Genomic DNA, 19829 nt, shown 5'->3' with positions numbered 1-19829 from the left:
AAGGATAGTTGAGATGGATGAGTGTGAAGCTAACGATGTATGGCAATGCATTGTCAATGAGGCTCGTAAACAAGCAGAGCAAGAGCCTATGCTGGCTAGCTTCTATCATGCGACCATTATTAATCACGATAGCTTTGCGGCGGCATTGAGTTACATTCTTGCCAATAAGTTAAAGACCGCCAGTATGCCTGCTATGGGTGTGCGAGACGTGATTGAAGAAGCATTAACCGCAGACCCAAGTATTACCGATTCTGCAGCCAGTGACATTTGTGCCACGGTTAACCGAGACCCTGCGGTTGCGATGTACTCAGCCCCTTTGCTGTACTTAAAGGGCTATCATGCTTTGCAAGGCTATCGCATTGCTAACTGGCTTTGGAAACAAGGCCGAGTGGCGTTAGCTACTTATTTGCAAAACCAAATCTCAGTGGCCTGTCAGGTTGATATTCATCCAGCGGCTAAAATTGGTAAAGGCATCATGCTCGACCATGCTACAGGGATTGTTATTGGCGAAACGGCCGTAGTCGAAAACGACGTGTCTATTTTGCAAGATGTCACGCTAGGCGGTACTGGTAAAGAGAGTGGCGATCGTCACCCTAAAATCCGTGAAGGCGTTATGATTGGCGCGGGTGCTAAAGTGCTGGGCAATATCGAAGTGGGAGAGGGCGCGAAAATCGGCTCATGTTCTGTGGTATTGCAAAACGTGGCTCCGCACACCACTGTGGCGGGGGTTCCGGCTAAAATTACCGGCAAACCGAAATCGGATAAGCCTGCGGAAGATATGGACCAAAACTTTAATGGTCGCTCACAGAACTTTATTCATGGTGACGGAATCTAGTGGTTTCTTAGCGACTCGGTAAGCCGTTATTTAGCAATAAGCTCAACCTTGTGTTGAGCTTATTTCGTTTAAGGTATTTCGACGCAGAATAGAAGCGTACAAGTAGCCTGCTATCCCTCCTAACACATTGCCGACCGCAACCCCAATAAACAATCCTTGAATATCTAGCCACTGGCTACCTAGCCATGCGCAAGGCAAGGTAAATACAAACAAGCGCAAACAGCTCCAGATAAATGCCGACATAGGTTTGTGCAAAGCATTCAAGCTACTGATGAGTAGCATCACCACACCTTGAAATCCGTAGCTAAGTGGTACGCAAACTAGATATAACCAAAGCAAGTGACGTACGCTCTCTTCTTGGCTGAATAAGCTAGCAAAAGGTGTGCTCAGTGGCACCATTACAATAAAGACCAACAGCTGAAATAGAATAGAGAAGCGCATGCACATAAACAGTGCTTTGAAGCTTCGTTGTGGGTTATTTGCGCCAAGGTTTTGCGACATAAAGGGTGTTAAAACCGAGGTCAGCGCCATGAGTACGATTAATAATAAAGACTCAATCCTTTGTGCTGCGCCATAGGCGGCAACCGCCGCTGTACCGTGACTGGCCAGTATCATCATTAAAATAGCCGCGCTGATCGGATTAAGCGCATTTGATAACGCGGCCGGAGTGCCGATTTTAAGAATGTTTTTCCAGTCACTGAGCAGTTGTTTTGGCTTGGGCTTAGCCAGTAATTTAACGCGCACGACCAGAATATAAAACGAGGCTAGCATAGCGACAAACCAACTGATCCCGGTCGCAATTGCCGCCCCTTGAATGCCAAGCTCAGGAAATGGGCCAATTCCGAAAATAAGAAATGGGTCTAATACGCCATTGATCACCCCTGCGGTAATCATAATTTTGGCGGGGGTTTTGGTGTCTCCACAGGCTCGAATAGCGGCGTTGCCACTCATCGGAATGACCAATAATGGAATTGCTAGATACCACACCGCCATATATTGATCGATAAGAGGCAATAGCTTCGTTTCAGCGCCAAGACGAGTAAACAAAGGCTCGATAGTGTGCAGGCCAATGAGTGAGGTGATGCTAATTATGAGCACCGCCAACAAAATACCGTGACTGGAAAATCGCGCCGCTTGCTCTGGTTGCTTTTGCCCTAAGAAGCGCCCCACATGAGTGGATAGCCCCATGCCAATGCCCATAGTGATGCAGTTCATGGCAAAGGTGACAGGGAAGGTAAAACTGATCGCGGCTAACGCATCGGTGCCAAGTAGCGAGATAAAGAAAGTATCCACCAGATTGAACATCAAAATAGCGACGATACCCAACACCATAGGCAACGTCATTTGACGCAATACTTGGTCGATGGGGGCGGTTAATAGTCCGTGTTTATCGTGCATTTAGATTCTGCTGGTTTGGTTGGAAGCATAGAATAACCTGTAAGCGTGCTTTCAACCAGAGGGGCAAACAAAGCACTTAAGTAATCAAAGTGCACATTAATATGAAGTTTTTGTAAAAAACTCAGCTTTTACCCTTGGGATCATCCGGATTGCCCCCAACATATTCTTCACTAGCCAAGAAACGGCATTTTATCATTTGTTAGAAATACAATTTAGGAGAATCAATCGATGAATATTCGTCCATTACATGATCGAGTTATCGTTGAGCGTCAAGAAGTTGAATCAAAATCTGCTGGCGGCATCGTTTTAACTGGTTCTGCTGCTGAGAAATCTACTCGCGGTAAAATCCTTGCTGTCGGTAAAGGTCGCATCCTAGAGAACGGCACAGTGCAACCTCTAGACGTTCAAGTTGGTGACACAGTAATCTTCGCTGAAGGCTACGGCACTAAAACTGAAAAGATTGATGGCAAAGAAGTGCTAATCATGTCTGAAAACGACATCATGGCAATTGTTGAATAAGTAACCATTATCTGAATCAACAACTAAAAAATAGAATCGAATTTAGAAAGGAATATAAAAATGGCTGCTAAAGACGTTAAATTTGGTAATGACGCACGAATCAAAATGCTAGAAGGTGTCAACGTTCTAGCTGACGCAGTAAAAGTTACATTAGGTCCTAAAGGCCGTAACGTAGTATTAGACAAATCTTTTGGTGCACCAACAATCACTAAAGATGGTGTATCTGTAGCGCGTGAAATTGAGCTTGAAGACAAGTTCCAAAACATGGGCGCGCAAATGGTTAAAGAAGTGGCCTCTCAAGCAAATGATGCTGCGGGTGACGGAACAACCACTGCTACTGTACTAGCACAATCTATCATCACTGAAGGTCTTAAAGCGGTAGCTGCGGGTATGAACCCAATGGATCTTAAGCGTGGTATCGACAAAGCGGTTATCGCGGCTGTTGAAGAGCTTAAAGGTTTATCTCAACCATGTGCTGATACTAAAGCTATCGCGCAAGTGGGTACTATCTCTGCAAACTCTGATGCGACTGTAGGTAACATCATTGCTGAAGCAATGGAAAAAGTAGGCCGTGACGGCGTTATCACTGTTGAAGAAGGTCAGGCTCTACAAGATGAGCTAGACGTAGTTGAAGGTATGCAGTTTGACCGCGGCTACCTATCTCCTTACTTCGTGAACAACCAAGAAGCAGGCAGTGTTGACCTAGACAGCCCATTCATCCTTCTTATCGATAAGAAAGTATCAAACATCCGTGAGCTACTTCCTACTTTAGAAGCAGTTGCTAAAGCATCTCGTCCACTGCTGATCATTGCAGAAGACGTTGAAGGTGAAGCACTAGCTACTCTAGTTGTGAACAACATGCGTGGCATCGTTAAAGTTGCAGCTGTTAAAGCACCGGGCTTTGGTGATCGTCGTAAGTCAATGCTACAAGACATCGCTATCCTAACTGGCGGTACTGTGATTTCTGAAGAAATCGGTCTAGACCTTGAGAAAGTGACTCTAGAAGACCTAGGTCAAGCGAAACGCGTGACAGTAACCAAAGAAAACTCAACCATCATCGATGGTGCGGGTGATGAAGTGGCTATCAACGGTCGCGTTACGCAAATTCGTCAACAAGTTGAAGACGCAACGTCTGACTACGACAAAGAAAAACTTCAAGAGCGCGTTGCAAAACTTGCTGGCGGTGTTGCAGTAATCAAAGTTGGCGCAGCCACTGAAATTGAAATGAAAGAGAAAAAAGACCGCGTAGAAGATGCTCTACAAGCCACTCGCGCCGCGGTTGAAGAAGGTGTTGTTGCAGGTGGTGGTGTTGCACTAATCCGCGCTGCTTCAAAACTAACTGCTCTAACTGGCGACAACGAAGAGCAAAACGTCGGTATCCGCGTAGCTCTACGTGCAATGGAATCTCCAATTCGTCAAATCACTACTAACGCAGGTGACGAAGAGTCTGTAGTTGCTAACAACGTTAAAGCAGGCGAAGGTAGCTACGGCTACAACGCAGCCACTGGCGAATACGGCGACATGCTAGAGATGGGTATCCTTGACCCAACTAAAGTAACTCGTAGCGCACTTCAGTTCGCAGCCTCTGTAGCCGGTCTTATGATCACTACCGAAGCGATGGTAACTGACAAGCCACAAGGCGATGCTCCTGCAATGCCTGATATGGGCGGCATGGGTGGAATGGGCGGCATGCCTGGCATGATGTAATGCTAAAGCATTGCATTAGCTTTCCATTCTTGTAATCCAAGAGAGCTAAATCGCACATAAAACGTCACTCATTTGAGTGGCGTTTTTTTATGGTAGTAATATCTGCAAAATCAGTTCCACTAGTCTTCTTTGCCAATATCTTGCACACTAAGTTCATCTGAACAGTTAGAGAAAAAAGATGCACATACAGAAATTGAAGTACAAGGATGGCATGGCGGAGTTGTCTATTGCTGATTGGCAAATTGAAGCGGGCCAGCATTGGGGGATATTTTCTTCACAAAGTCAGTGTTCAGCGCTAATTGTTCAGTTGTTAAGTGGTGAACTCGAAGCGAACTCAGGTGAGGTATTGGATAGCCCGCAACGTATCGCGTGTGTCTCTTTGCTTCATCAGCAACGCTTATTAGAAGAAGAGATCGCAAAAGACGAAACTGACTTTCAAGACAGCATTGATTACGGTTCAACGGTTGAACAACTGATCTTAAACATGGGTTGTACCCAAGCCGAGCTGGAAGAGGTGATTGAGAAAACCGATCTGGGTGAATTGCGTCAGCGTCCTTTCCGTCAACTTTCTACGGGCGAAACACGTCGCGCTATGCTTGCTCGCGCTTTAGTGACCAAGCCGCAACTATTGATTCTGGATGAACCTTATACAGGGTTAGATACTGCGCACCGACTGGCTCTAAGTCAGCTACTTAACGTGTGTGCCGAGCAGATGCAACTGATCGTAATTACCTCTCGTGAAGATGAACTGCCAACTTGTATCAGCCATGTCGCTTTGTTTGACCATCACTCTTTGACCCAAACCATGACCTTAGAAGAGTGGCACAACCATCCTATCAAGCAACACATCAAGAAACTGTCACAACAAAAGAGTGGCGGTGTGTTTGAGCTTCTTGAGTCTTACCATGAGCAAAAGCAGCTGCTCGATCCCTTAATTGATATGCAAAACGTCAAAGTGGAATATCTGGATGGGGTCATTTTCAAAGACTTTACTTGGCAAGCTAAAATAGGTCAGCACTGGCAAATCCGTGGGCCAAATGGCTGTGGTAAAAGCACCTTACTAGGCTTGATCATGGGTGACCATCCGCAGTGCTACAGCAATGACATTTCTGTGCTAGGTATGAAGCGCGGTTCTGGCGAAAGCATTTGGGATATCAAGAAGCAAATCGGTATAGTGTCGTCAGCACTGCATTTGCAGTATCGTGTGAATTGCAGTGCGTTAGACGTATTACTGTCGGGTTTCTTTGATAGCATCGGTTTGTATGAAAAGCCGAGTAAGAAACAGATTCAACTTGCCCAGCAATGGTTAAAAGTGCTGGAAATGAGCGAGTTTGAGAAAATTGGCTTTAAGAGTTTAGATTACGGACAGCAGCGACTATTACTGATTGGCCGCGCCTTAATTAAGCAACCTGCATTACTGGTGCTAGATGAACCGTACCAAGGGCTTGATTACATTAACCGCAAGTTGGTGTTCTTTGTGCTAAACCGTATTGCCAAAACCAACATGAGCCAACTGCTGTACGTGACCCACTACGCAGAAGATGCCCTAGAAGCCATCGACCACTTCATTGACTTTGAACCTGTCGCCGAAGGCCATCAACTGGTGATTGGTTAATTGTTATTGCAAATGCTAGTAAGAGAAGATCTTTTTGTATTAACTTAGTTGTTCTGTTGGTATAAAAAAGCCTCCAAAATGGAGGCTTTTTTGAAACTTAATCTATCAAGCGGTCTTACACTTGTGAGCAGTTTTGTAAGTTAATTGTGGGTTGTTACTTTCAAGCTCAGATAGTGAATCCCAAGTTAAGCCAAATCTTTCTGATGGTGATTTGCCATTTTTATACATGTTAGAAAGGATCTCATTCACTTTCTGTTTGGTAACTTGAATTTCTTTCATGGTTTTACCTCGCTTACAGCGGTAGACAACTAGACGTTATCTCTAATTGGCTGTGTATTATATACACAATTCTAGCAGACTCAAGTATCAATGAAACTCACATATGCATCGGTCCCTAGGTAGTCAGCTGAGTACTGCCACCCTGAGCTCTCGTAGTAATGTCTTACCCCCTCAACAGGACCAACAAGTACAAGTTTATTAATTCTTGCTTGTCCTAATACATTAAGTAATAACCCATATGCAGTAAAAGCGTCAACAATTACAGGTAAAAAATTTGACTTCAGGTCAACTCCGGCATCACTTCTTTTTTCAATAAAATTTATTTCTATGGCTGTACTTTCTTTGTTTACACACCCTAAAACATAACCAACACAATAGTAGCCATTAGATGTATTTCCATAATAGGCTATACAAGATAATTGATGCTCTGGATTACTTACAGGGGTCTTAAAGGGTTGTTTTAGATTATTAAAATCCCAACATAGAAGTCCTTTTTCTTTGAGATTTTGAATATCTTCATTGGTCTTTCCGCTCGGTAGAGCTAAAGAAATGTCATCGGGCAACCGTCTGTTAGCTTCTTTACAAGCTTTACTAAATGCCATTATTTTGAGTTCGTCAGACGATAACATTGGTATCCTTTATCGAGTTACACAATAAGATATTTTAGGAATATGGGGATTTAGCTATTAAATTTCAATATCTAACTTCATAATTGTTAAGGAGGTTACGAAATTTTGTTAATTTGAAAATGCTCGTTTGATGATTATTAATGTGTTCTTTGGTGCTACTTCAATTCAAAATGAATATCCAAATAGAGAATTAGCTCATATTGATGAATACGAGTTTATTATTTTATAGATTAAAGGCTATAAACCTGTGCTCTAGCTCAAACTTTACTGGCTATTTTTCCCGCAAACGAGTACCTTTGCGCGGTTAAAAATATTCAACGCATAAGGGTCTGATTTGATTTCCACAGCTAACATCACTCAACAATTTGGCGCTAAGCCTTTATTTGAAAATATCTCGGTTAAATTTGGCGAGGGCAATCGCTACGGTCTGATCGGTGCAAATGGTTGTGGTAAGTCCACTTTCATGAAGATCTTGAGCGGCGAACTTGAGCCTTCTGGTGGTAATGTTAGTTACGATCCTAATGAACGCGTGGCTAAGCTAAATCAGGACCAGTTTGCCTACGAAGAATTTACTGTAATCGATACCGTTGTTATGGGTTACAAAGAGCTTTGGGCAGTAAAGCAAGAGCGTGACCGTATCTACTCATTAGCAGAAATGAGTGAAGAAGATGGCATGAAAGTGGCTGACCTTGAGGTTGAGTTCGCGGAAATGGACGGTTACATGGCGGAAGCGAAAGCGGGCGAATTATTGCTTGCGGTCGGTATTCCAGAAGAGCAGCATTACGGCCTGATGAGCGAAGTCGCTCCAGGTTGGAAATTGCGTGTGCTATTGGCACAGGTGCTATTTGCTGACCCGCATATCATGCTACTTGATGAACCTACCAACAACTTGGATATGGACACTATCTGTTGGTTGGAAGAGACGTTGAACCAACGTAACTGCACTATGATTATCATCTCGCATGACCGTCACTTCTTAAACTCAGTATGTACTCACATGGCTGACTTAGACTACGGTGAGTTGCGTCTATACCCTGGCAACTACGACGAATACATGACCGCAGCGACTCAAGCTCGTGAGCGTCTGTTGTCTGATAACGCTAAGAAAAAAGCGCAAATTGCTGAACTGCAAACTTTCGTTTCTCGCTTCTCTGCAAACGCTTCGAAAGCGAAACAAGCCACTTCTCGTGCTAAGCAGATTGATAAGATCCAACTGGATGAAGTGAAAGCATCAAGCCGTCAAAACCCATTCATTCGTTTTGAGCAATCTAAAGAGTTGTTCCGTAATGCCTTGGTGATTGAAAACCTAACGCAAGGTTTTGAAGACGACTTATATGCTGACTTTAATGCCATTTTTGAAGTGGGCGAGCGTGTTGCGATCATCGGTGAAAACGGCGTGGGTAAAACAACGCTGCTGAACACATTAGCCGGTTCAATCGCTCCTCGCGGCGGTGAGTACAAGTGGTCTGAAAACTCAAACATTGGTTACTACGCTCAAGATCATGCACATGACTTTGAAGAAGATTTGAAAGTGTTTGACTGGATGGCGCAATGGCGTCAAGAAGGCGACGATGAGCAAGTGGTACGTAGCTTCTTAGGCCGTATGTTGTTTGGTCAAGACGATATCAAGAAGCCCGTTAAGGTGCTGTCTGGTGGTGAGCAAGGTCGTATGCTGTTAGGCAAGATCATGATGCACAAGCCAAACATCTTATTGATGGATGAACCTACTAACCACATGGATATGGAATCTATCGAATCGCTAAACTTGGCACTTGAGAACTACAAGGGCACTTTGTTCTTCGTTTCTCACGACCGTGTATTTGTAGATTCGTTGGCAACTCGTATTCTTGAAATTAAAGACGGTAAGATCAATGACTTCCGTGGTACCTATGCTGAGTTCTTGAAAAACCGTGGTATTGAGAGCTAAGTAAAGCCAAGCCTAATTCCGTTTTTTGATTGATGACAGCCCTTGCAATTGCAGGGGCTTTTTTATGGATAAATACATGAAATAATTATATTTCATATGCAATTAGTTTATTTTGTTTTATGCTTTATTGGTGACGGTTTGAGACCCAAGCCAAATAGAGTTGTAATCAATAAGATGGATTTTAAAATGAAAAAACGACTATTAGCAGTAACAGCGACACTTGCCCTTGCTTCACCTTTTGCTATGGCTGAAAGTGCGCCGGTAATGTTCTCTTCTCTAAATGGCTTTAATGCGCCAAATGTAGACTCTGTAGGCGGTGTACGTCTGTCTGTATTACACGGTCAAGTTCGTGAAGTTAAAGGGTTAGACATCTCAGTGTTAGGTATGTCTGAGCGCGATAACATGACAGGGGTTAACTTAAGCTTTTTCTTTGGTGGTTCTAAGGTTAATAAACAAATGACCGGTGCGGCATTGGGTCTATTTAACTGGAACCCAGGTAATACAACAGGTGCTAACGTGAGTGCGGTTAACATTACCAACAATGTAAAAGGTCTAAACTTGGGTGTGGCTAACATCTCTAAAGGTAAAACTATTGCTGATGTAGCTGTGGTGAGCCTTTCTAAAGAATCTAACTTCCAGCTAGGTATCTTCAACAAAACAGAAAAAATTGATGGCGTACAGATTGGTCTAATTAACTGTGCTGACAATGGCTTCTTTAAATGTTTCCCTATCGTGAACTTTGCTAAGTAATCGACGTTACAGCATTTTATACACCTTATTATTGAACCTCGACGAGACAGCGTCTCGCCGAGGTTTTTTCTATTCTAAATGCAGATCTAACAGCGTTTTGCTGGCTCTACCACCAATCTCTCGGGTAAGCGAAGGCACCAGATAGCCAGAAACTTCTTTCATTAAGTTTGCGATTAACTGTCGAGCTTGGTCATCGCTGATATGAAAATGTGCTGCGCCTTGTACTTTATCTAATACGTGCATGTAGTAAGGTAAAATTCCGGCATCAAAAAGCTTCTCGCTGAGGGCTTTTAGCACAGACACTTCATCATTCACGCCCTTTAACATAACGCCTTGATTGAGCAAGGTTACCTGACTTTGTTTTAGCTTAAACATAGCCGCTGCCAACTCAGCATTGATCTCATTCGGATGATTAATATGAGTCACTAATACCGTATTTAAAGAGCTTTCTTGTAGCATGCGACAAAGTGAGTCAGTAATTCGGTCAGGAATCACCACAGGCAATCGAGAGTGAATACGCAAAGTGCGTACATGTTCAATTTGCTGTAATTGAGTGATGAACCATTGCAGTTCATGATCTTTAGCCATTAAAGGGTCGCCACCAGAGAGGATCACTTCGTTTACTTCTGGATGCTGGGCAATATAGTCTAAGCTGTTTTGCCAAATAGACTTACTGCCTTTGTTATCTGCGTATGGGAAATGACGACGGAAACAGTAGCGGCAATTAATAGCGCAACTGCCTTTAAACACCAATAGCACACGGCTTTTGTATTTGTGTAGAAGACTGGGTTGTTCGTTGTCTTGTTCTTGTAGGGGATCTTTGCTGTACCCAGCCACTTCATTAAATTCTGCATCGACAGGCAAAACTTGTAGCAAAAGAGGGTCGTTGATATTGCCTTTTTCCATTCTCTCAACAAAGCTTACAGGCACTCGTTGTGCGAAAAGTTTGCGAGCTGACAAGCTATTTGCACAATCTTGAGGGTCAATATTAAGCATTGAGAGTAGTTCGGCAGGATCGGAGATCCCATTAGCCAATTGTTGCAACCAGTTTTTTTCAACAGATACAGGTTTTTGGGTTATTATATGCGACATTAAAACTTACTCTAAGAATAAAAAGAGGAAAAAATGGCTACTGTAAGTACCAATGAATTCAAGGGCGGTTTAAAGTTCATGCTCGATAACGAGCCATGTTCAATTCTAGAAAACGAATATGTAAAACCGGGTAAAGGCCAAGCATTTAACCGTGTTAAAGTTCGTAAACTACTATCAGGCAAGGTTCTAGAGAAAACATTTAAGTCTGGTGAATCTGTTGAGCTTGCTGACGTTCTAGATATCGACCTAGATTATCTATATTCAGACGGCGAATTCTACCACTTTATGAACAACGAAACATTCGAGCAAATTGCTGCTGATGTTAAAGCTGTTGGTGATAACGCTAAATGGCTCGTTGAAAACAACACTTGTATGATCACTCTTTGGAACGGTAACCCGATTGTAGTTACTCCACCAAACTTTGTTGAGCTTGAAGTTGTTGAAACAGATCCAGGTCTGAAAGGTGATACTCAAGGTACAGGCGGTAAGCCAGCAACACTATCAACAGGCGCTGTTGTTCGTGTTCCTTTATTCATCCAGATTGGTGAAATTGTTAAGTGTGATACTCGCTCTGGCGAATACGTTGGACGTGTAAAATAATCCACTAACAAGCAAACATTAAAAAGGCCGCTGTTTTCACAGCGGCCTTTTGTTTGTCTCAAATTTAGTGCTACACCATGAAGACAAATACCACAGCTAAGCCACTAAAGAACGCCGCAATGAAGTAAGCCGCTACTTTACCTGCAACACCTGTGTGCAGTTTAAGGTCGTGCATACCGTGGTGTACACGGTGCATTGCATGCCACATAGGAAGCGCAATAGTTGCGATAACAAACAATGCCCCTATGATGGTTTTTACAAACGCAGACACTCGCTCGTAGCTCATAGCATCAGCATCGATAATACCAAGTGGTACAAGAATACCAAGCACAAAAATCGTTACTGGGGTGATCATGGCAAACCATGAACCACCGGCACCAAACAGCCCCCACCATACGGGTTCGTCAGAACGCTTTGGATGTTTATTGATCACATTCGACTCCTTATACAATGACGAGAACAATTAGAGAAATAAAGGCCACAACAGCCCACTGTGCTAGTACGATAGCTTTTCCATCGATAGGCTTCCCTTTGAAGCGCATCGGCATTACCTGCGGCATCATATTGAAGAAGGTAAATGCGTGAAATAAGCTGCCTAGCAACGCCAAAATATTAATAATAATGACGATAGGGTTGCTCATAAACTCTAACCAACCAGCCCAAGCCTCTGGTCCTTTAACCAGTGCGCCTAAACCAATAGTGATGAATAGAGTAAATAGAATTAACGGCAAAACCGTTGCTTCTCGCACCATATAAAAACGATAGAAAGGATGGTTCTTCCACCACGTACGCTTCATATCACGTACGTAAGGTTTACGATTACTCATTACGCATCCTCCGGTTTCAGCATAGCAATCACAAAGTCTTTTGAAGATTCAATCTTGCCTTGGTTTACCGCGCCTGCAGGATCAACACTCTTCGGACATACCACAGAGCAGTAACCAACAAATGTACAGCCCCAAGCACCGTTGTCACCGTTGATAAGTTCCATACGTTCTTGTTTACCGTTGTCACGGCTATCTAGGTTGTAGCGATGCGCTAGGGTTAGCGCCGCAGGGCCTAAGAAGTCAGGGTTTAAACCAAACTGAGGACATGCTGCGTAGCAAAGACCACAGTTGATACAAGCGGCAAACTGCTTATAACGTGCCATTTGCTCTGGAGTTTGCAGGTTAGTGCCATCCTCTGGAGTGCGGTCATTACCAATGATGTAAGGCTTGATAGCTTCTAGGCGCTCAATAAATGGCGTCATATCTACAATCAAATCTTTTTCGATTGGGAAGTTTGCTAGCGGTTCAATAGTGAGCCCATTTGGGTAATCACGTAGGAAAGTTTTGCAGGCAAGTTTTGGTACATTATCCACCATGATGCCACATGAACCACAGATCGCCATTCGGCAAGACCAGCGATAGGCTAGGTCTTTGTCTAGGTGGTCTTTGATGTAACCAATCGCGTCTAGTACAGACATGGTATCGTCAAACGGCACTTCAAAGGACTGCATGTACGGTTCTGCGTCTTTCTCTGGGTCGTAACGCAGAATATCTACTTTTTGAATTCGAGTTGGCATTATTGTTGCTCCTTCTCGTTATCCGCAGCTTTTTTCTCTGCTGCTTTTTCTTCTGCAGCAGCCGCTTCAGCTGCCTCACCGTACAGGCGAGCTTTAGGTTGAGATTTGGTGATTTTAACAGGGCTGTAGTCGATGCTTGGCGCGTTGTGAGGTGCGTAGAATGCAAGTGAGTGCTTCAAGAAGTTCTCATCATCACGCTCTGTACAACCTTCATCAAGACGTTGGTGAGCACCGCGAGACTCCTTACGCAGCAATGCTGAGTGAGCCATAGCCTCTGCAACTTCTAGGCCGTAACCCACTTCGATAGCGTACAGTAGGTCAGTGTTGAACACTCTGCCTTTGTCTTTGATGCTAATTTTCTTATAGCGTTCTTTTAGCTCAGTCAGCTTATCAATGGTCTCTTGCATGAGATCTTCACTGCGGTAGATACCACAGCCAGCTTCCATAGTGTTGCCCATTTCAGTACGAATCGTTGCCCAGTTTTCGTCGCCTTCTTGATCCAGTAGAGCTTGAATGCGCGCTTCAACCAACTCAACTTGAGAGTTAATTGCGTCGTCGTCCCAACCTTCAAATTCAGTGGCACGTTTTACTGCGTGTTCACCCGCTACACGACCAAACACTACAAACTCAGCCAAAGAGTTAGAGCCTAAGCGGTTTGCACCGTGTAGACCAACAGAAGCACATTCACCAACCGCGAATAGACCTTTGATGCGTGTTTCACAAGTTTGGTTGGTTTCAATACCACCCATGGTGTAGTGAACAGTAGGGCGGATAGGGATAGGCTCTTTTGCTGGGTCAACGTTGACATACGCTTTAGCCAGTTCACAGATGAAAGGCAGGCGCTCATGTAGATACTCTTCACCTAAATGGCGAAGGTCTAGATGCACAACATCACCTAGTGGGTGCTTGATGGTATTGCCTTTTTGTTGCTCGTGCCAGAATGCTTGCGATACTTTATCGCGCGGGCCAAGCTCCATGTGTTTGTTTTTCGGTTGGCCAACCGGAGTTTCTGGTCCCATACCGTAGTCTTGTAGGTAACGGTAGCCATCTTTGTTGACGATAATACCGCCTTCACCACGACAACCTTCAGTCATCAAGATACCCGTACCCGGTAAACCTGTTGGGTGATACTGAACAAATTCCATGTCACGAAGAGGTACACCGTGGCGATAAGCCATTGCCATGCCGTCACCTGTTACGATGCCGCCATTGGTGTTGGTGTGGTACACACGACCTGCGCCACCGGTTGCAAGCACAACTGATTTTGCTTTGATGGTGACTAATTCACCTTCAGCCATATGAATGGCAATTAAACCTTGAACTTCGTTATCTACAACCAGAAGGTCAACCACAAAGTACTCATCAAAACGTTTGATCTGTGGATATTTAATCGAAGTTTGGAAAAGAGTATGCAGCATGTGGAAGCCGGTCTTATCAGCGGCAAACCAAGTGCGTTCAACTTTCATACCACCGAAGCGACGAACGTTAATTTCGCCGTTTTCTTTGCGGCTCCACGGACAACCCCATTGCTCCATTTGGATCATTTCACGGGTTGCGTTTTCGACAAAGTATTCAACTACGTCTTGTTCACAAAGCCAGTCACCACCACCAACAGTATCATTGAAATGGTTGTCTAAGCTGTCTTCTTCTTTGACTACGGCCGCAGATCCACCCTCAGCCGCTACAGTGTGCGAGCGCATTGGGTAAACTTTGGAAATCAATGCAACTTCCAATTCAGGGTTCGCTTCTGCTGCTGCGATAGCAGTTCGAAGACCGGCACCCCCTGCGCCGATGACCGCGATATCTGTGTGTAATACTTTCACAGTTATCCTCCAGAGTGTAGGCAGTTTTACCTGCTTGTGATTATCGAAATATTAAAAATGCTATCAGCTATTTTAAAGGATACGAGACGTGAAAAAATTGATTTATCTAGTTATTTGGCAATAGTAGAACACAAAAACCCTAAAAAGAGTGGGGTATGTGATCATTATCATGCGAAAATAGGAACTGATTCGATGAATAAAATCCCATTTACCGCAAAGGGCGTGATATGACTATTTCCAATTGGCAGCCTTCCGCTAGCATTCAGTCTTTAAAAAGAAGAGCAGAAATCGTAGCTAAAATCAGACAATTCTTTGCTCAGCGAAGTGTGTTGGAGGTGGATACACCGGCTATGAGTCATGCCACAGTTACTGACATTCACCTGCATACCTTTCAAACTGAATTTGTTGGCCCTGGGTATGCTGATGGTAAAAAGCTGTACTTTATGACCAGTCCAGAGTTTCATATGAAACGTCTACTGGCTGCTGGGAGCGGTTGTATTTATCAAATAGCGAAGGCTTTTCGCAACGAAGAGGCTGGCCGCTATCACAATCCTGAATTTACTCTTTTAGAGTGGTATCGAGTGGGATTTGATCATCATGATCTGATGGATGAAATGGAGCAACTGTTGCAGTTGGTTTTAGGGTGCAATAAAGCCAATCGCATGACCTACCAACAAGCCTTTCTTTCGGTGCTTAATGTCTGCCCACTCGAAGCGAGTATGCCTGAGTTAAAAACGGTCGCAGCTTCGTTGGGGTTAGCCGATATAGCCGAGAAAGAATCGGACAGAGATACTTTGCTACAGCTGTTATTTAGTGTGGGAGTAGAAGAGAAAATAGGGCAACAAGCGCCGGCTTTTGTTTATGACTTCCCTGCTTCACAAGCCGCACTGGCGAAAATTAATGCTGGTGATAAGCGAGTGGCTGATCGCTTTGAGGTATATTTTAAAGGCATAGAGTTAGCTAATGGCTTCCATGAACTGGATAACCCTGAAGAGCAATTGCGCCGCTTTGAAGATGACAATACGAAACGTCAGCAAATGGGGTTAGCGCCGCAACCGATCGATTATCATCTGATTGAAGCACTGCGTCATGGCTTGCCACAGTGCTCGGGGGTTGCGTTAGGCATAGATAGATTGATTATGCTGGCGTGTCAGCAACAGCATATCAACGATATTACCGCGTTTACCTTTTCTCGTGCGTAACCTTCTCTAACAGCCCATTTAACTGACAATCAAGCCAGTACCGACAACGGCTAAAATCGCGCCATACCATGCGTAGCGATTTGGTCGTTGTTTGGTGATAAACCACAACAGCGGCAGTATCATAATAGGGGTGGTGGAAGAGAGTAGCGCAACCATACCTACATTACCTTCTTGCAACGCATACAAGATTAAGGTCATTCCGACCGCCATCGCCAAAAAGCCATTTAATGCCGTAATAGCAAAAATCTTCAAGTTAATACGATGGACGGCTTTTGCTTGTTTGGCTCCGCAAGCTAAAAATAGGGAGTGAGCAACAAAAGCGGTAATCATACGAATCGCTGAGGCGGCGACAGGGTCAATATCGGTTTGCATGACAGGTTTAGCAATAATGCCACCTAGGGCTTGGCACAGCGCAGCCAACAGACCAATGCCAATGCTGATGTTCATTTTGCCTTGCAAGGCTTCCCAATCATGTTGCTCAGTTTGCTTACGCCCAAAAAAGATGGCGATCACCACCCCAGAAAATACCAAAATAGCGCCGAGCAGTTCTAGCCCCTGCCATTTTTCGTTAAACAGCCAGTAGCCGATCACCGCAGAGAAAACTGCATGACAAGAGAAGAGTAATCCAGCGCGTCTTGGCCCCATACGGTTCATACAGGCAAACAGTGCGGTATCACCAATAAAGATACCAATCAGCCCTGAGAGGGCCATAGGCGTGACATGTACACTGCTTACAGTGCTCCATCCACCGGTGATGAACGCCATTGCGGTAAGCATGACGGCGGTACAACCCATTCGCCAGCGGCTATAGGCAAAAGGCCCTAAGTGGCGAGCAGGTTTAACAGATATAAGGCTAGATATTGCCCATAAGAAGGCCGCAGCAAGGGCCAACCATTCGTATCCCATGGTCATTATTGAAGTTGCTTAAAAGGTAGCATCAATATGCCCCATATTGTGTCGATTAGAAACCCTTGTCTTTATTGCGCTTTTATCGTGCCTTTATTGCATTAGGGCCAAAAAGGGCGTTGAGTCGTTTCAGTGCAGAAGCAGGCAACGGCTTTACTCGGTGTATCACAGAAAATACCATCCACTCCCATGTTGTGCAGGCGTTGCCAATCTTGCGGACGATTAACGGTGTACACAAACACTTTTAAACCGCGATTTTTGGCGTCTTGCACCATTTCGCTATCCACCACATCGAGATCGACATTGATGCTATAGGCATTTAACTGTTGGGCAAATTGACATAAGCCAATCGGCTTGTTGGCGGTTAGGGCCGCTATTTTAGTGGTAGGACGTAGACGGTTTAACTCGGCTAACCAATGATGATTGAACGAGGACACAAGCAACTGTTCATTGCTGAACTGACAGTGGGTAATGGCGTAGTCTAAATGCTCCAGCAAAAGCGCCATATCATCCATGCCTTTGAGTTCGATATTTAAGGCGCAGCGACCTGATAAGGCTTGCAGGGTTTCCTTGAGCGTGGGGATGTGTTCACCTTGCCCTGCATCGAGCTGTTGGAGCTTCTCTAGCGAAAACCAGCTGAGTGGGCCTGAACCATTGGTGGTGCGGTTGACCCAGCTATCATGAATAACTAATAACTCACTGTGATGCTGGTGGACATCCAATTCAATGGCGGTAGCTCCGCCTGCCAATGCTTGTTCAAAGGCAAGCAAAGTGTTTTCTGGGTGAGTTTCTCTCGCCCCTCGGTGCGCAATCACCAGCATGGTTTTTCCTTTTTAAGTAAGCAAGAACATAGCAATATACACCAGAGCCAAACCTACAATGCCCAAAATAACCCCAGTTTTAGCCATATCTTTGCTTTCAATTAAGCCCGTTGAATACGCTAGTGAGTTAGGAGGCGTGGACACAGGTAAAATCATACCCAGTGATGCAGAGAAGGCGACGACCACTAACAGCCCTTGTAAACCACCTACTGCCACTAGGCTTGGCATAGAGGCGCCAATGGCGGCTGCAATCGGCATCAATAAGTTAGCGGTTGCGGTGTTGGACATAAAGTTCGCCATCAGCCAGCAAATAATCGATAAGGTGATGACCACTGCCACTGGAGATAGGCTCTGATAATCAATCGAATGCGCTAAAGCACTGGCTAGCCCTGTTTTATCCAAGGCCAAACCAATGGCGATACCACCGGCAACTAACCAAAGTACATCCCAGTTGATCTGCTTAATTTCAGTTTTGCCCATAATTCCGGTTAAGGTAAAGACCGCCAATGGAATAACGGATACAACGTAGGTATTCATGCCGTGCAGTTTAGTGGTCATCCAAAGAATGATGGTCAGGGCAAAGGTAATGTAGACCACAATCGCTTTCCATGATTTTAGGAATGTACCTTCTAAAGAGAGCACCATTTTTTCTTCAGATGAAGGGAACAGTTTTTGCAAAAGTACCCATGCAATCGCCAGTTGCACAATGACAAACGGTAAACCAAATAGCATCCAACTTAAAAAGTCGATGCTGTTTTCCCCAGTCAGATATTGCAAAGCAATGGCGTTTGGCGGTGTACCAATGGGCGTTGCAATACCACCGGTGTTAGCCGCAATAGGGATACACAATACCAGCGCTTTAATTCCAAGATCGCCGGGTTTGGCTGAGGCAACAATTGGCCCAAGTAGCGCCAGCATCATCACAGTGGTGGCGGTGTTTGACATAAACATCGAGAACACAGCGGTAATCAACATTAAACCTAGCATGATGTACTTAGGCTTGGTGCCAAAGGGTTTTAATAGAACTCGCGCTAAGTTGTTATCGAGCTGATATTTGGATGCTGCAATTGCCAACGCAAAACCACCCATAAATAGAATGATGATCGGTGATGAGAATGAGCCTAAAATATCGGTGTAGGGAATCAGCGTGCCAAAGGCTTCATTGGCGTGATCGACCCTTAAAACGGTCAGCCCTTTATCGGATAAGAAAATCAGCTCAAGGGTAATAATTAAGATTGAAGTCGCAAACACAGGGACAGGCTCAAGTACCCACAGCAATGCAGACATCACAAAGATGGCAAGTAGGCGTTGCTGCACCACAGTGATATCTTGGATTGGGATCCAAGCACTTGGCATAGCTAGTATGAGAATAGGTATTAAGAGGCAAAAACCTATTTTAGCTATTTGATTTGAGTTTTCTTTGTTCATCCCATCACTTCCTTTTTATGCGAAGTTGCAGATTATCGAAAACTTGTTGCAAGTGTTTGGCTTTCTCACACCTTTTCAACTAATAATGCTGTTTATTTGTAAGTAATTTGCTTTTAATCAAAAAAAAGCAGCTCGATTTTCTCGAACTGCTTTCTTGTGGGATAAAGTTTAAGAAGTTTAGCGCTTAGGCTAGTTCTTCATCCTCTATCTCGAAATTTGTGTCTAACTCTTCTTGTGACAAGATGATGCCAGTGTTGTCGGCGTAGATATAGTCTTCAGGTAAGAAGCTCACACCACCAAAGTTAACCGGTACATCCACTTCACCGACATCCGTTTGGCTTGCACCAACAGGGATAGAAGCCAGTGCTTGGATACCAATATTCATGTCTTCCAGTTCGTCTACTTCACGAACGGAACCGTACACTACAATGCCTTCCCATTCGTTTTCTTCTGCAAGAGAGGCAATTTCAGCATCAATTAATGCACGTCGCAGGGAACCACCGCCGTCGATAAGTAATACTCTACCTTGCCCGCCTTGATCGAGAACTTCGCGTATCAGTCCATTGTCTTCAAAGCATTTTATGGTGGTGACTTGACCGGCAAATGACGCACTACCACCAAAATTGCTAAACATTGGTTCTACGACATCAACCTGATCTAAGTAAACATCACACAGGGCTGAAGTATTGTATTCCATAATCGGTGTCACCTTCTAAGTTAGTATTCCCAAACTA

General features: G+C 44.4%; 20 protein-coding genes. 8 read left to right on the top strand and 12 right to left on the bottom strand.

The features are described from left to right. Nucleotides 1–13: 13 nt before the first annotated feature. Entirely contained in the window at nucleotides 14–835 is an 822-nt protein-coding gene (cysE, locus tag OCU38_RS11650; protein WP_261823175.1) for a serine O-acetyltransferase, read from the top strand. 42 nt (nucleotides 836–877) lie between these two features. On the opposite strand, the gene OCU38_RS11645 is transcribed toward cysE, so the two are convergent. Further along, nucleotides 878–2233 (bottom strand): MATE family efflux transporter, encoded by a 1356-nt coding sequence (locus OCU38_RS11645; protein ID WP_261823174.1) that lies wholly within the window; start codon nucleotides 2231–2233, stop codon nucleotides 878–880. Nucleotides 2234–2461: 228 nt separating this feature from the next. On the opposite strand from OCU38_RS11645, the gene OCU38_RS11640 reads away from it, so the two are divergent. From OCU38_RS11640 to OCU38_RS11630, 3 genes are all read left to right on the top strand, one after another. Then, entirely contained in the window at nucleotides 2462–2752 is a 291-nt protein-coding gene (locus OCU38_RS11640) for a co-chaperone GroES (RefSeq protein WP_021714589.1), read from the top strand. A gap of 60 nt (nucleotides 2753–2812) precedes the next feature. Beyond that, on the top strand, nucleotides 2813–4459 hold the full coding sequence (gene groL, locus OCU38_RS11635) for a chaperonin GroEL (RefSeq protein ID WP_261823173.1): 1647 nt from the start codon (nucleotides 2813–2815) through the stop codon (nucleotides 4457–4459). Between the two features lie 178 nt (nucleotides 4460–4637). Then, nucleotides 4638–6074, top strand: a complete 1437-nt coding sequence (locus OCU38_RS11630; protein WP_261823172.1) for an ATP-binding cassette domain-containing protein — start codon at nucleotides 4638–4640, stop codon at nucleotides 6072–6074. A 105-nt stretch (nucleotides 6075–6179) separates the two neighbouring features. Here OCU38_RS11630 and OCU38_RS11625 read toward each other — a convergent pair whose 3' ends face one another. Beyond that, nucleotides 6180–6353: a hypothetical protein gene (locus OCU38_RS11625; protein WP_261823171.1), complete on the bottom strand. Its 174-nt coding sequence runs from the start codon at nucleotides 6351–6353 to the stop codon at nucleotides 6180–6182. Between the two features lie 80 nt (nucleotides 6354–6433). Further along, a complete protein-coding gene (locus OCU38_RS11620; protein WP_261823170.1) occupies nucleotides 6434–6982 on the bottom strand; it encodes a hypothetical protein in 549 nt (182 codons plus the stop codon). A gap of 334 nt (nucleotides 6983–7316) precedes the next feature. On the opposite strand from OCU38_RS11620, the gene OCU38_RS11615 reads away from it, so the two are divergent. Then, nucleotides 7317–8909, top strand: a complete 1593-nt coding sequence (locus OCU38_RS11615) for an ABC-F family ATPase (RefSeq protein ID WP_261823169.1) — start codon at nucleotides 7317–7319, stop codon at nucleotides 8907–8909. Nucleotides 8910–9095: 186 nt separating this feature from the next. Continuing rightward, nucleotides 9096–9659: a VC2662 family protein gene (locus OCU38_RS11610; protein ID WP_261823168.1), complete on the top strand. Its 564-nt coding sequence runs from the start codon at nucleotides 9096–9098 to the stop codon at nucleotides 9657–9659. A 69-nt stretch (nucleotides 9660–9728) separates the two neighbouring features. On the opposite strand, the gene epmB is transcribed toward OCU38_RS11610, so the two are convergent. Further along, nucleotides 9729–10751: an EF-P beta-lysylation protein EpmB gene (gene epmB / locus OCU38_RS11605; protein ID WP_261823167.1), complete on the bottom strand. Its 1023-nt coding sequence runs from the start codon at nucleotides 10749–10751 to the stop codon at nucleotides 9729–9731. A gap of 33 nt (nucleotides 10752–10784) precedes the next feature. Between epmB and efp the strand changes: the two genes are divergently transcribed. Then, the gene (efp, locus tag OCU38_RS11600; protein WP_261823166.1) at nucleotides 10785–11351 is read left to right on the top strand and encodes an elongation factor P; all 567 of its coding nucleotides are present in this window, start codon (nucleotides 10785–10787) and stop codon (nucleotides 11349–11351) included. Nucleotides 11352–11421: 70 nt separating this feature from the next. Here the strand turns inward: efp and frdD are convergent, their stop codons facing one another. The 4 genes from frdD to frdA are packed head-to-tail and all read right to left on the bottom strand — an operon-like array spanning nucleotide 11422 to nucleotide 14738. After that, the gene (frdD, locus tag OCU38_RS11595) at nucleotides 11422–11784 is read right to left on the bottom strand and encodes a fumarate reductase subunit FrdD (protein ID WP_261823165.1); all 363 of its coding nucleotides are present in this window, start codon (nucleotides 11782–11784) and stop codon (nucleotides 11422–11424) included. Nucleotides 11785–11794: 10 nt separating this feature from the next. Beyond that, on the bottom strand, nucleotides 11795–12178 hold the full coding sequence (gene frdC, locus OCU38_RS11590) for a fumarate reductase subunit FrdC (protein ID WP_261823164.1): 384 nt from the start codon (nucleotides 12176–12178) through the stop codon (nucleotides 11795–11797). Continuing rightward, nucleotides 12178–12918 (bottom strand): succinate dehydrogenase/fumarate reductase iron-sulfur subunit, encoded by a 741-nt coding sequence (locus tag OCU38_RS11585; RefSeq protein ID WP_315972565.1) that lies wholly within the window; start codon nucleotides 12916–12918, stop codon nucleotides 12178–12180. Before OCU38_RS11585 ends, frdC begins: the two co-directional genes overlap by 1 nt. Continuing rightward, complete coding sequence (gene frdA, locus OCU38_RS11580; protein ID WP_261823162.1) at nucleotides 12915–14738, bottom strand: fumarate reductase (quinol) flavoprotein subunit; 1824 nt, start codon at nucleotides 14736–14738, stop codon at nucleotides 12915–12917. The genes OCU38_RS11585 and frdA overlap by 4 nt, the downstream gene beginning before the upstream one ends. Nucleotides 14739–14965: 227 nt before the next feature. On the opposite strand from frdA, the gene epmA reads away from it, so the two are divergent. Further along, nucleotides 14966–15940 (top strand): elongation factor P--(R)-beta-lysine ligase, encoded by a 975-nt coding sequence (gene epmA, locus OCU38_RS11575; RefSeq protein WP_261823161.1) that lies wholly within the window; start codon nucleotides 14966–14968, stop codon nucleotides 15938–15940. Between the two features lie 18 nt (nucleotides 15941–15958). Here the strand turns inward: epmA and OCU38_RS11570 are convergent, their stop codons facing one another. The 4 genes from OCU38_RS11570 to rraA form a co-directional block, all read right to left on the bottom strand. Next, complete coding sequence (locus OCU38_RS11570; protein ID WP_261824284.1) at nucleotides 15959–16846, bottom strand: DMT family transporter; 888 nt, start codon at nucleotides 16844–16846, stop codon at nucleotides 15959–15961. A 101-nt stretch (nucleotides 16847–16947) separates the two neighbouring features. Beyond that, entirely contained in the window at nucleotides 16948–17667 is a 720-nt protein-coding gene (locus OCU38_RS11565; protein ID WP_261823160.1) for a glycerophosphodiester phosphodiesterase, read from the bottom strand. 12 nt (nucleotides 17668–17679) lie between these two features. Then, entirely contained in the window at nucleotides 17680–19095 is a 1416-nt protein-coding gene (locus OCU38_RS11560; RefSeq protein ID WP_261823159.1) for an SLC13 family permease, read from the bottom strand. Nucleotides 19096–19279: 184 nt separating this feature from the next. After that, nucleotides 19280–19792 carry a ribonuclease E activity regulator RraA gene (rraA, locus tag OCU38_RS11555; RefSeq protein ID WP_261823158.1) on the bottom strand — a complete coding sequence of 171 codons (513 nt, stop codon included), beginning with the start codon at nucleotides 19790–19792 and terminating at the stop codon, nucleotides 19280–19282. Nucleotides 19793–19829 lie beyond the last annotated feature (37 nt).

Origin of the sequence: Vibrio neonatus (assembly GCF_024346975.1) — a bacterium.
GTDB lineage: Bacteria > Pseudomonadota > Gammaproteobacteria > Enterobacterales > Vibrionaceae > Vibrio > Vibrio neonatus.
This window is presented reverse-complemented; position numbering and strand designations above follow the sequence as displayed.

Excerpts from the sequence above, each read along its gene's own strand:
- OCU38_RS11570 (WP_261824284.1), bottom strand. The coding sequence starts at position 16,846 with ATGGGATACGAATGGTTGGCCCTTGCTGCGGCCTTCTTATGGGCAATA.
- OCU38_RS11620 (WP_261823170.1), bottom strand. The coding sequence starts at position 6,982 with ATGTTATCGTCTGACGAACTCAAAATAATGGCATTTAGTAAAGCTTGT.
- frdC (WP_261823164.1), bottom strand. The coding sequence starts at position 12,178 with ATGAGTAATCGTAAACCTTACGTACGTGATATGAAGCGTACGTGGTGG.
- OCU38_RS11625 (WP_261823171.1), bottom strand. The coding sequence starts at position 6,353 with ATGAAAGAAATTCAAGTTACCAAACAGAAAGTGAATGAGATCCTTTCT.
- OCU38_RS11640 (WP_021714589.1), top strand. The coding sequence starts at position 2,462 with ATGAATATTCGTCCATTACATGATCGAGTTATCGTTGAGCGTCAAGAA.
- groL (WP_261823173.1), top strand. The coding sequence starts at position 2,813 with ATGGCTGCTAAAGACGTTAAATTTGGTAATGACGCACGAATCAAAATG.
- epmA (WP_261823161.1), top strand. The coding sequence starts at position 14,966 with ATGACTATTTCCAATTGGCAGCCTTCCGCTAGCATTCAGTCTTTAAAA.
- OCU38_RS11645 (WP_261823174.1), bottom strand. The coding sequence starts at position 2,233 with ATGCACGATAAACACGGACTATTAACCGCCCCCATCGACCAAGTATTG.
- OCU38_RS11610 (WP_261823168.1), top strand. The coding sequence starts at position 9,096 with ATGAAAAAACGACTATTAGCAGTAACAGCGACACTTGCCCTTGCTTCA.
- efp (WP_261823166.1), top strand. The coding sequence starts at position 10,785 with ATGGCTACTGTAAGTACCAATGAATTCAAGGGCGGTTTAAAGTTCATG.
- OCU38_RS11560 (WP_261823159.1), bottom strand. The coding sequence starts at position 19,095 with ATGAACAAAGAAAACTCAAATCAAATAGCTAAAATAGGTTTTTGCCTC.
- OCU38_RS11565 (WP_261823160.1), bottom strand. The coding sequence starts at position 17,667 with ATGCTGGTGATTGCGCACCGAGGGGCGAGAGAAACTCACCCAGAAAAC.
- epmB (WP_261823167.1), bottom strand. The coding sequence starts at position 10,751 with ATGTCGCATATAATAACCCAAAAACCTGTATCTGTTGAAAAAAACTGG.
- OCU38_RS11630 (WP_261823172.1), top strand. The coding sequence starts at position 4,638 with ATGCACATACAGAAATTGAAGTACAAGGATGGCATGGCGGAGTTGTCT.
- rraA (WP_261823158.1), bottom strand. The coding sequence starts at position 19,792 with ATGGAATACAATACTTCAGCCCTGTGTGATGTTTACTTAGATCAGGTT.
- cysE (WP_261823175.1), top strand. The coding sequence starts at position 14 with ATGGATGAGTGTGAAGCTAACGATGTATGGCAATGCATTGTCAATGAG.